9 protein-coding genes are annotated in these 11,052 nt (G+C 63.5%); 6 read left to right on the top strand and 3 right to left on the bottom strand.

Annotated elements, in window-relative coordinates; genetic code table 11:
* Nucleotides 1–179: 179 nt before the first annotated feature.
* From folP to ACWI6D_RS08635, 4 genes are all read left to right on the top strand, one after another.
* Nucleotides 180–1,505: a dihydropteroate synthase gene (folP, locus tag ACWI6D_RS08650; RefSeq protein WP_449134387.1), complete on the top strand. Its 1,326-nt coding sequence runs from the start codon at nt 180–182 to the stop codon at nt 1,503–1,505.
* Between the two features lie 8 nt (nt 1,506–1,513).
* Nucleotides 1,514–2,440 (top strand): biotin--[acetyl-CoA-carboxylase] ligase, encoded by a 927-nt coding sequence (locus ACWI6D_RS08645; protein ID WP_449134386.1) that lies wholly within the window; start codon nt 1,514–1,516, stop codon nt 2,438–2,440.
* Nucleotides 2,441–3,060: 620 nt separating this feature from the next.
* Complete coding sequence (locus tag ACWI6D_RS08640; RefSeq protein ID WP_449134385.1) at nt 3,061–4,590, top strand: MATE family efflux transporter; 1,530 nt, start codon at nt 3,061–3,063, stop codon at nt 4,588–4,590.
* A gap of 379 nt (nt 4,591–4,969) precedes the next feature.
* Nucleotides 4,970–5,563, top strand: coding sequence for a biotin transporter BioY (locus ACWI6D_RS08635; RefSeq protein ID WP_236648246.1), 594 nt, complete (start codon nt 4,970–4,972; stop codon nt 5,561–5,563).
* Nucleotides 5,564–6,026: 463 nt separating this feature from the next.
* Here the strand turns inward: ACWI6D_RS08635 and ACWI6D_RS08630 are convergent, their stop codons facing one another.
* From ACWI6D_RS08630 to ACWI6D_RS08620, 3 genes are all read right to left on the bottom strand, one after another.
* On the bottom strand, nt 6,027–7,139 hold the full coding sequence (locus ACWI6D_RS08630; protein WP_449134384.1) for a 3-oxoacyl-ACP synthase III family protein: 1,113 nt from the start codon (nt 7,137–7,139) through the stop codon (nt 6,027–6,029).
* Between the two features lie 404 nt (nt 7,140–7,543).
* Nucleotides 7,544–8,548 (bottom strand): sensor histidine kinase, encoded by a 1,005-nt coding sequence (locus ACWI6D_RS08625; protein WP_449134383.1) that lies wholly within the window; start codon nt 8,546–8,548, stop codon nt 7,544–7,546.
* Nucleotides 8,549–8,592: 44 nt separating this feature from the next.
* The gene (locus ACWI6D_RS08620; RefSeq protein WP_449134382.1) at nt 8,593–9,291 is read right to left on the bottom strand and encodes a response regulator transcription factor; all 699 of its coding nucleotides are present in this window, start codon (nt 9,289–9,291) and stop codon (nt 8,593–8,595) included.
* Between the two features lie 326 nt (nt 9,292–9,617).
* Between ACWI6D_RS08620 and ACWI6D_RS08615 the strand changes: the two genes are divergently transcribed.
* Together ACWI6D_RS08615 and ACWI6D_RS08610 are read left to right on the top strand one after the other, a co-directional pair.
* Complete coding sequence (locus ACWI6D_RS08615; protein ID WP_449134381.1) at nt 9,618–10,421, top strand: type III pantothenate kinase; 804 nt, start codon at nt 9,618–9,620, stop codon at nt 10,419–10,421.
* 226 nt (nt 10,422–10,647) lie between these two features.
* A partial coding sequence (locus ACWI6D_RS08610) for a formate--tetrahydrofolate ligase (RefSeq protein WP_449134380.1) occupies nt 10,648–11,052 on the top strand: 405 nt, incomplete at its 3' end.

The following is an 11,052-nucleotide window of genomic DNA, read 5'->3' as shown; positions in this document are numbered from 1 at the left end:
GCGGCCAGCCCCCCGTTCCCCGGGGGCTTTAACACGTAGTGGGACAAAGGGACTGTCCCTTTGTCCCACTTTTGCGTAGCGCAGCAAGCTTGCGTGCGCTTCGTAGGGCTCAGCGAAAGCTGAGCCCTTATTTGATAGCGCCGAAGGCGCGTCACCGCTTTCAAAGGAAAGGCTTCAACATGATGTGGAAATGCGGCTCGTTCGAATTCGACACGCGCAAGCCGGTGATTATGGGCATCTTGAACGTCACGCCCGACAGCTTCAGCGACGGCGGCACGCACAACGCGCCCGATGCGGCGCTGGCTTGGGCGCAGCAGCTGCTTGACGAGGGCGCGCACATGATCGACGTGGGCGGCGAGTCTACGCGTCCCGGTTCGGCCGAGGTCACCATCGAGGAAGAAATCGCCCGCGTGCTTCCCGTGGTGCGTGCGCTTGCCGAGCAGGGCGTGTGCGTCAGCGTGGACACGCGCCACGCCGAGGTTGCGCGCGCGTGCCTGGAAGCCGGCGCCGCCATCATCAACGATGTGTCGGGCTTCCGCGACCCCGCCATGGTGCAGGTTGCCGCCGCCAGCAACTGCGGCGTGGTGGTCATGCATATGCAGGGCGAACCGGGCACCATGCAGGAGAACCCCCAGTACACCGACGTGGTTGCCGAGGTGCGCGATTACCTGCGCGACCAGGCGGCCATGCTTGAGGCGGCGGGCATCGCGCCCGAGCGCATCTGCGTGGACCCCGGCCCCGGCTTCGGCAAAACGGCGCAACAGACGCTTGAGCTGGTGCGCAACTTCCAGGAATTCTGCCGCCTGGGCTATCCGACCATGGTTGCCGTGTCGCGCAAAAGCTTCCTGGGCTACGCGTACGGCATCGACGAACCCACCGAGCGCGACCATGTCAGCGCTACCGAGGCGCTTATGGCGTGCGAGCTGGGCGCCACAGTGGTGCGCACGCACAACGTGGCCGAAACGGTGAAGGTGCTGGCCGACCTGCGTCCGTTTGTGTTCCTGGGCCTTGGCTGCAACGTGCCGCTGGTGGCGAACCCGGGTGAAGAGCGCGAAGGCAAAATCGCCATGCTCAACCAGGCGATCACCGAGCTGTGCAGCCTGCCCGATTCGCAGATCATCGACATCTCCAGCTTCTACGAAAGCGAGCCGGCGTACTACGAGGACCAGGACACGTTTATCAACGCCGTCGTGCTGCTGCGCACGGGCATTGCGCCGAAGGAGCTGCTGGGCTACCTGCACGCCATCGAGAACAGTCTGGGTCGCGTGCGCGAGATCGAGAACGGCCCGCGCACCTGCGACCTGGACATTCTCGATTACCAGCTCTACGTCATCGACAACGACGTGCTCACGCTGCCGCACCCCGGCATCCTCGAGCGTGACTTCGTGGTGAAGCCGCTGCTGGAGTTGCGCCCGAACCATATGCTGGCCAACGATGTGCGCGTCTCCGCCGCCGCCAAGCCTGAGGCCGAACGCTACGGCAAGGCCGAAAAGCTCGATCGATAGGGAAACGCATGCGGTTTTGTGTGCAGTCGCTTGAATCCGTGAGCTCGACGAATGATGTCATCAAGCAGGCTATTGAAGCTGGCGAACCGGAGGGGCTGGCCGTACGCGCACTGCGGCAAACGGCTGGCTACGGTCGCCAGGGACGCGCATGGGAAAGTCCGATTGGCGGGCTGTATCAGTCGTTCTTGTTGCGCCCCGACGTTCCCTTTGCCCAGCTGCCTACGTTGAGCCTGCTTGTGGGTCTTGCCGTGCGTCGAGCTGTTGCGAGCTTGGTCCCCGCGCTGGCCGACCGCGCGCAGGTGAAATGGCCAAACGACCTGGTAGTTGCCTGGGAGGTGGCCGCGATGTCGGCGGTCGTCGAAGACGATGCTGCCGTCGGTGGGGGTGCGATTGCTGCGGCCGCTGAAGATGCTTGCGAGGCATCGATTGCGCCCGCCGCACAGGTTGGTGAAGCGGATGCCGCCGCATCGGTCGCCGGCACGGCTTCAGCCCCCCGTCCGTTCCTTAAGCTTGGCGGCATCTCTACCGAGGTGCACGCGAAGGCGTTGTGCGTGGGCGTTGGCATCAACGTGGCGCGTCCCGAGGGGCAGCCGCACGATGCGCCCGCGGGCAAGAACATCCCGGTATATCTTGATGAACTGGGCTTTTGCGAAGGCCCCGTCGAGCAGCGCATTGCTGCGGTCTCCGAGGCGCTGTGCGATCAGCTGGCGCAGCTCTACCCGCGATGGTGCGCAGAGGGGTTTGCCCCGTTTCAGGCGGAGTTCGACCATCATGCGGCGTTGACCGGGCGTTTCGTGCGCATGGAAGACCTTTCCGGCAACGCGCTTGCCGCTGGCGCCGTCGTGCGCACGGCCGCCGATGGACGTCTGGTGCTGCGCGCCGCCGACGGCTGCGAAATCTTCGCCAACTCCGGCGAAGCCCACATCCGCTCGTAACCTTCCCCAAAACATGACAAGCGACCTGTCCCCTTGTCATGTCCACTTGTTAGTTGTCTGACAAGTGGACAGGTCCCATCGATCGATGTTGCGATGACCGCTTGAAACCGCCCAGGTCGCTTGTCATACGTACGGGAGCAACCGATTCATCTCGACAACTGCGGAAGCGGGCAGGCGCAGGGTTGCGGCAACAGCCAGTTGCCACGGCAAGAAAAGTCGATTTCTGTAGCTTCGGGGCCGAGAAAGAGCTGTGGTGGCAAGAATGCGGGATTCCTGTAGCACTAAATGGTGCGTGAAGCTACAGAAAGCCTGTATCCTTGCCATTATGGAGCCGCTAAGCCCCTGCGACGATACAGAAACCCCGTATTCTTGCCGTTGTGACGCGACAAAGTCTCAAATGATTCAGAAAGCCCGGATTCTTGCCATGCTCAACAGGCTGCCAATTCAGCAGCCGAACCCCGAGCAAGGGAGCCTCTTCCCCATCTGCCTCTATATGCACGTACGATGGAATCCGGCGCTGTCACGTGCCCGGGTGTGTCCTTACCTGCGCGGCGGTCGTACAATAAAGAACTGACAAAAATCAAGCTAGCATATGGTTCTCGAAAGGCAGCACGCACGTAATGACGCAAGAGCAAGAAACGAAGGCCGCATCTGCGGTAGCCGGCGCCCCCGCCGCGCCCGCGTCCGCCGCTCCGCAAGGCGCGCCCGGCAAGTCCGGCGCGGCCGGTCAGCACAACAGAGTCACCCGCATGGGCACGGAGTCCATCCCGCGCCTGATTACCGAGTTCGCCATTCCCTCCATCCTGGGCATGCTGGTCAACGGCGCGTACAACGTCATCGACTCCATCTTCTTGGGCCAGGCCATGGGTGAAATCGGCCTGTCCACCGCCACGGTGGCCATGCCCATCATGACGGTGTTCATGGCCATCGCCATGCTGGTGGGCAACGGCGGCAACGCGCTGGCGGCCCTGCGCATGGGCGAGGGCAAGCCGGAAGAGGCCGAGCGCAGCCTGGGCAACACGGTTACGTTGTCCCTGATCTTCTCCGTGATTGTGGCCATCATCGTGTTCATCCCCGCGTGCCTTGACGCGCTGCTGGGCATTTCGGGAGCCACGCCCGAGGACTGGGGCTACGCCACGCAGTTCATCCGCATCATCTCGCTTGGCTTCATCTTCCAGTGCATCGGCATGGGCGTGAACAACTTCATCCGCACGGCCGGCGCCCCGAATCGCGCGCTGGGTACCATGATCATCGGCGCCGTGGCGTGCACGGCGTTCAACGCACTGTTTGTGTTGGTCATGGGCATGGGCGTTGCAGGCAGCGCGCTTGCCACCGTGTGCGGCCAAGCCATTTCGTGCGCCACGGTGCTGTGGTATTTCTGCATGACGAAGGGCGTTCCCATGCGTCTGCATCTGCATAAGATGCCGCTGCATGCTGAAACCGTGCGCCTGATTCTGTCGCTGGGCCTTGCTAGCTTCGCCGTGCAAATCGGCATGGCCGTAGTGAACTTCGTGCTGAACAACCTGCTGAACACGTACGGCGCGCAAAGCACCATCGGCGCGGAGGGCGCGCTGGCGTCCATCGGCGTGGTGCAGCGCGTGGCATCGTTCGTGGTGCTGCCGCTGATCGGCATGGCCATCGCCATCCAGCCGCTGCTGGGCTTCAACTACGGTGCGCACCTGTTCAAGCGCGTGAAGAAGACGCTGGCCTGGGGTATTGCGGGCGCGACGGTCATTGCGGTGGTGCTGTGGGCGCTGGTGCATCTGTTCGCCGACCCCATCGTCGGGTTCTTCGGCATTACCGACTCCGACTTGAAATCGTTCACGGTGTTCGCGCTGAGCGTGCAGCTGTTCCTGATTCCGTTCGTGGGATTCCAGATTGTGGGCTCGAACTACTTCCAGGCAACGGGTCAGCCGGCGAAGTCGGTGTTCCTGTCGCTGACGCGCCAGATCTTGTTCCTCATCCCGCTGTACATCGGCCTGCCTATGGTCATGCCCATGTGGTTCCCGGGCTATACAGGGCTCGACGCACTGTATTTCGCCTGCCCGGTGGCAGACTTCCTGGCCATCTTCACCACGGCGATTTTTGTGCTGCTGGAGCTGAAGCGCCTGAAGAAGCTGGAAACCGGCGAGCTCCAAGCGAAGTTCTAACGCGCAGCCAGCAACGCGATAAGTCGCCAGTTTGTTTCGGCCCTGCAACGTTTTTGCCGTTGCGGGGCTGTTTTTGCGCTTGTGCGGTTTTCGGGCAGCTTGTGCATGCTACAATTCCCCCCGCAACCTATAGGAAAAGGGTAGATGCGCGGGTCGCATCGCCCGCTGCAGCATGGTATTGCTTGCCGGCATGGTGCGCTGATTACGGAATCGTTGCACTGCTTGGAAGAGTGCTCGCTTATGCTGAGATATGCGCTGCTCGTTGGGCATTGCGCGTCTGCCGGGGCGTGGTGCTGCCTGTTCGGCATTGCGCTGCTTGCTGGGGCATATGCTGCAGGGATGGCTTCCCGAAGCGTGGGAAGAGGAAAGAGGGAGAATCGTGGAGCAGGTTCAGAAGAAGGCGGCCGCTGGGTCGCGCACGCGTTCGATTGCGTTCGTGGCGTTGACCGTTGCCATTACGGCCGTGTCGGCGTGGGTGACGGTGCCGCTGGGCCCCGTGCCGTTCACGCTGCAGATTTTCGCCGTGGCATTCATGGTGCTGGTGCTGCAGCCGAAAGAGGCCGTGGCGGCCATTACCGTGTACCTGGTGCTCGGTGCGCTGGGCGTGCCGGTGTTCAGCGGCATGCGCGGCGGTATCGGTGTGCTGGCGGGTGCCACGGGCGGCTTCTTGTGGGGCTACCTGCTGGGCGTGGGCCTGGCGGTTGCCGTGCGCTTCGCGCTGAAGGCCGTGCTCGCGCGCGACGGGCAGGCGAAGGGCGCCCGCGCGTTCGCCATCGATTTCCTGACGGGCCTGGTGTTCTTGGCCGTGGCCTACGTGTGCGGCTGGGCGCAGCTTATGGCTGTGGCAGCTATGAGCCCGGCAGCGGCGTTCGCAGCTGGCGTGGCGCCGTTTATCTTGGTTGACCTGGCGAAACTGGTTGCGGCTGTCATCTGCGCCCGCGCCGTTAACGCCGCGGTGAGCCATCGCGCGTAAGCGGGGACGGCGAAGCTGCGAGACACAATTCGCCGGCAAATCGGTCTGCGATTACGGTAAGAACTCGTGGCGCCGAGTGAAAGTTCGGCACCAATAAAAGAGCGCCCAAAGGGCGCGCCACCATTATCCCGAAGGCGTGTCACGCTGAAAAAGCGCGGCGCGCCTTCGGCGCTTTCTATTGTTGGTCGAGCTCTCGCTCGACCCTACGGGGGAGAAGCGACCTCTCGCTCGATCCTACGGGGCGGGGAAGGCAAGCTCTCGCTCGACGCTAGAATGAGGCGAGCGCCCCTCGACTTTGGACGCTAGGGGAGCGGGGCTCCGCGTGCGCGGGGCGATTCCGCCTACCTTGTCCACGAAACGGCACAGGAAAGCCCTCTCCATGTCGCGGAACGGGATAGCGCAAACATTGCCGCACGCGAAAAAGGGGCCCCTTGCGGGTGCCCCCCTGCTTTCGCAAATCCCCCTACGCTTGGAACAGCACGGCGCCGCTGGTGAAGCCGCCGCCGAAGCCTACGAGCACCACGTTGTCGCCGGGTTGGATGCGGCCTTCCTCGTAGGCATCGCACAGCGTCATGGGAATGCACGCCGACGACGAGTTGCCGCGGTGCGCGATAGACATCTGGAAACGCTCAAGCGGCAGCTTCATGCGCTTGGCGGCGTACCTGATGATGCGCTCGTTGGCTTGGTGCGGCACGATCAGCTTCACGTCGTCGATGCCAAGTCCCGCGCGGCGCAGCACCTCTTCCACGGCGTCGGGCATGGCCTTCGTGGCGAACTTGAACACCTTCTGCCCGTGCATGTGCAGCACTTGGTGCGGCGCGCCGGCGGCAATACGCTCGGTTTGCTCGTACTCGTCATGGATGGAGGCGAAGCTGGGGTCGGGCAGCTCAAGCGCGGCGGGGTCGATGCCCGCTTCCGTGAACGGCTGCGGCGTGTCAAACGCGTTCATGCAGGTCAGCGCGTTGTCGATATCGTCGTCGTTGCGAATGAACCACGACAAGATGCCCGGCTTCGTCTCGTCCCACTCAACCACGGCCGCGCCCGCGCCGTCGCCAAACAGCACGCACGTGTTGCGGTCGTTCCAGTCGACGATGCGCGAAAGGCGCTCGCTGCCAATGACCAACGCGCGGCGAATGGGGTTGCGCCCAGCAGCGCCCGGCGCCCCTGGGGCGGCCGCAGCCATCATGGACTCGGCGATGGTCAGCCCGTAAATGAAGCCGGTGCACGCGGCGTTCATGTCCAGTGCCGCAGCATTGACCAGCCCCAAGCGCCGACGGATGGCGGCGGCGCCGGTGGGCAGCAGCGCGTCGGGCGTGACGGTGGAGAAGATGACCAGGTCGATTTCTTCGGGCGCAATGCGGCGTGCGGCCCAGCCGTCCTCTTCCCAGCCAAGCGCTTGCCGTGCAGCGCATTCGGCCAGGTCGACGTTCGTTTCGTTCACACACACGCGACGCGAGCGAATGCCCGTGCGTGCGGAAATCCATTCGTCGCTGGTGTCGACCAGCTTCGATAGCTCGTCGTTGGCAACGTCAAGCTTCGGCAGCTTCTTGCCGCAGCCGATGATGGTGCAACCCATGATGCTCCTTAGGGGATGCGGGGCGAAGCGCCCCGGAAATGATGCAGTGTCAAACGCACCCGAGTATAGCACCGGCCCGCAGGGCGCCCGCGAATCCTCACGTCTCCTAGAAAAGCGCACCGGAATTAGTGCACAAGTGAAGCAAGAACCGCGAGAGGCGGCATTCTGGCCCGATTCTGCTCATGGCGATGCGAGATTGCCGCAAACTGCACGCGGACGTTACGCATGCAGGAGCTGGCACTGGTCTACGAGCTCGCACGCTCGCGCGAAAGCTCTTACAGCAAAACATCGCCAGCAAGTTTTGCGGACGGCACAGTCGAAGCGTGTTTGCGATTGAACCCTGAGTGGTTCGCTGTGCGTAATTGGCGAAAGCGCTCCTGCCTTCGCGAATCGTCCTGCCCCCACTACTTCCGCGTAACCTTCTTCTCCGAAATGTCGGCGGGAATCGATGGGATGGCGATCATGAAGCACGCGCCGCCTTCAGGCAGGTTGAGCGCTTCCACCGTGCCGTCGTGCGCTTCGGCGATGGACTTCACGATGGCAAGCCCCAGGCCCGTGCCGCCCGTGCCGCGCGTGCGGCTGGCGTCGGTGCGATAGAAACGGTCGAACAGCAGCTTGGGGTCCACGTCGCCGAAGCCGCAGCCGTCGTCTTTCACGGCAACCACGGAGTTGCCGTTCACGCCAGCCAGCTCCACGGTGATGTGCCCGCCGGGCTGGATGAAGCGGCTGGCGTTCTCCACCAGGTTCGTGATGGCCTGCCGCAGGCTGTCGGGGTTGCCCAGCACATCGGGCGCCTCGCCCGTGACCAGGGTGTTCGCCTGCCTATCTTGCAGGATGGGGTGCAGCGCGTCCACCACGTTGCTGGCCAGCTCGCGCAGGTTCACGCGCTGCATCTCCTCGGGGATGGGCGAGTTCTCGATGCGCTGCAACGTCAGCAGGTCGTGCGTCAGGCGGCTTAAGCGCTCGCTTTCGTTCACGATGATGTCGCAGAACTTGTCGTGCAGCGACGGCGGCAGGTCGGGGTCGGTCAGCATCTCGGCGTTGCCGCGGATGGCGGTCAGCGGCGTGCGCAGCTCGTGCGCCACGTCGCTGATGAACTCGTTTTGGCGCCGCTCTTTGATGGCCAGGTCGTGCTGCTGCTGCTTCGTGGTTTGCACCAGCTGCTTGAAGTCCACCGTCAGCTGGTCGGCCTCAAGCATGCGCCCGTCGGGTTCGAACGGGATGTCGGCGCCGTTGCGGTACGCGGCCGTCTTCTTCGCCAAATCGCTGAGCGGCTCGGACAGGAAATGCCCGATGAGCAGGCTTAAGCAGAACACCACCACGCTGATGGGCACCAGCACCAAAAGCGACAGGATGGACGCGTCGAACAGCAGCATGCACGCCACCAAGGCAACGGCGGCCGCAAGCAAGCTGAGCAGCGTTGCCAGAAGCGCGAAATATGTCTGCAGCCGTTTTATAGCTTGAACCTGTATCCGTAACCGCGAACCGTTTCCACAAGGCCGGGATCGTATCCGGCCTGCTCAATCTTATCACGTAGGCGTTTGATGTGCGTGTCCACGGTTTTCGTTTCCGTGAGGTATTCCCAGCCCCACGCGTCGCGCAAAAGCTCCTCGCGCGAAACCACTTTGCCGGCGTTCTTCATCAGGCACGCCATCAGCTCGAACTCGCGCGGCGTCAAGTCGATGTTGCCGGCAGGGCCCGTGGCGGTGTGCGCGTCCTCGTCAAGCGTGATGCCGCTGGCGGTGATGGCGTGGTTGTTGGCGCCCACCATCTCGTTGCCCTGGCTGCGGCGCAAAAGCGCGCGGACGCGGGCGATAAGCTCGCGTACGCCGAACGGTTTTGCCAGGTAGTCGTCGCCGCCGATTTCCAGGCCCACCACCTTGTCAAGCTCGGTGTCGCGCGCCGAAAGGAACAGCACGGGCGCCGACGTTTTCGCGCGCAGGCGGCGGCACAGCTCGTAGCCGTCCATGCCGGGCAGCATGATGTCAAGTACGAACAGGTCGTAGTCGTTCTTCTGCGCCATGGCCAGCGCATCTTCGCCGTTGTCAACGACGTCGGGCGCGAACCCTTCCTTCTTCAGGGCGTATCCGACGAACTCGGTGATCGACGGCTCGTCGTCGACAACCAAGATGCGTGTAGGCGATTCGTTCATGATGGGCCTCTTTCGTATCGCGCGCCGCACGCGTTGCTGCGGCACTTCTCGGCAGCGCAGGGGGGGTGTGCCCTGCGTTTCCGTACCATTCTTGCGACATAACTATACTCGCATTGCCGCCCACGTTCGCTTCCCGTCAAAAACACGTTACTTGCCAACATCGGGGCTGATAGGAAACGCGGTACTGCTATACTTGTGCGCGCGAAAAGCCCGAAGGGGCCGGCGCGCGCCGGCTTGAGGGACAGCGACGCCACGTGCGGCGCGGGCAAAACCTGTGCAGCGCGGCGTTTTGGGCAGTACGTGAGAGAGTGGGCGAAAGAATGCTTTTGGCAATCGACGTTGGCAACACGCAAACCGTGGTGGGCGTGTACGAGGGGAAGAAGCTGAGCCACCGCTGGCGCGTGGCCACGAACAAGCACCACACGTGCGATGAGCTGCGCGTGAAGCTGATTCCGCTGCTGAATTCCGAGGGCCTTTCGTTCCAGGACATCGGCGGCATGTGCCTGGCATCGGTGGTGCCGACGCTGACCGATGCGTGGTGCACGGCGGCTAAGCAGATGCTGGGGCATCGCGCCGTGGTGTGCTCGGCCGAAACGGCGGGCGACCTGTTCGACGCGTCGGGCTATCCGAATCCGCGCGAGATCGGTGCCGACCGCGTGGCCGATGCCGTGGCCGCGCGCAGCCTGTACGGCGCGCCGGTCATCGTGGTGGACTTCGGCACCGCTACTAATATGGAAGTTATCGACCGCACGGGCAGCTTCGTGGGCGGCGTGATTGCCCCGGGCGTGGAAACCAGCTCGTCGGCCCTGTTCAGCCACGCAACGAAGCTGGGCGCCATCGAACTGGTGAACCCGCACGTGTCCATTGGCCGCAACACGCAGCAGGCCATGCAGGTGGGCATCGTCTACGGCGAGGCCGATCGCGTGGATGGCCTGGTCAACCGCATTTTCGACCAGCTGGGCTACAAAACGGCCGTCATCGGCACCGGTGGGCTTGCCCCGCGCGTGTCGCCGCTGTCGCGCACCATCAACGAGGTGAACCAGGACCTCACGCTTGAGGGCCTTCGCCTGGTGTACGACAACTACATCGCGCACGATGAAACGGGCCTGTACGGCCGCCCGAACGAATAGCGAACGCGAAGCCCCAAACGGCCCGGGAAACCGGGTCGTTTTTTGTACGCGGTGTGAAATTGCGGCCGCGTTAGCCGCATTTTTGACCGTTGCCTTGAAATCTATGTTTCCTGGCGCCGGCGTGCGTCGCGTCGCGCCACATTCCGGCTAGAATGTCCCTCACGACCAACGCACCCCGCGCGCGTGGCGCCGAGGTGCCTCAACCAGACGAGAGAGAGGGCCCGACGTGTTGACCGACATCGAAATCGCCCAGGCTGCAACCCCGCAACCCATCAGCGCCATCGCTGAGAAGGTGGGCGTGCCCGAGCAATACCTGGAGCAGTACGGAACCACGAAGGCGAAAGTCGACTACAACCTGCTGCGCGACCAGCAGCACACGCCGGGCAAACTGGTGCTGGTGACGGCCATCAACCCCACGGCGGCCGGCGAAGGCAAAACCACCACCACCGTCGGTTTGGCCGATGCGCTGAACCGTCAAGGCAAAAACCCCGTGGTGGCGCTGCGCGAGCCCAGCCTGGGCCCCGTGTTCGGCATCAAAGGCGGCGCTGCGGGCGGCGGATATGCCCAGGTCATCCCCATGGAAGACATCAACTTGCACTTCACGGGCGACTTCCACGCCATCGGTGCGGCC

This window comes from Senegalimassilia sp., from assembly GCF_977052095.1.
Note: the sequence above shows the minus strand (reverse complement) of the source record. Positions and strands in the feature narration are given on the sequence as shown.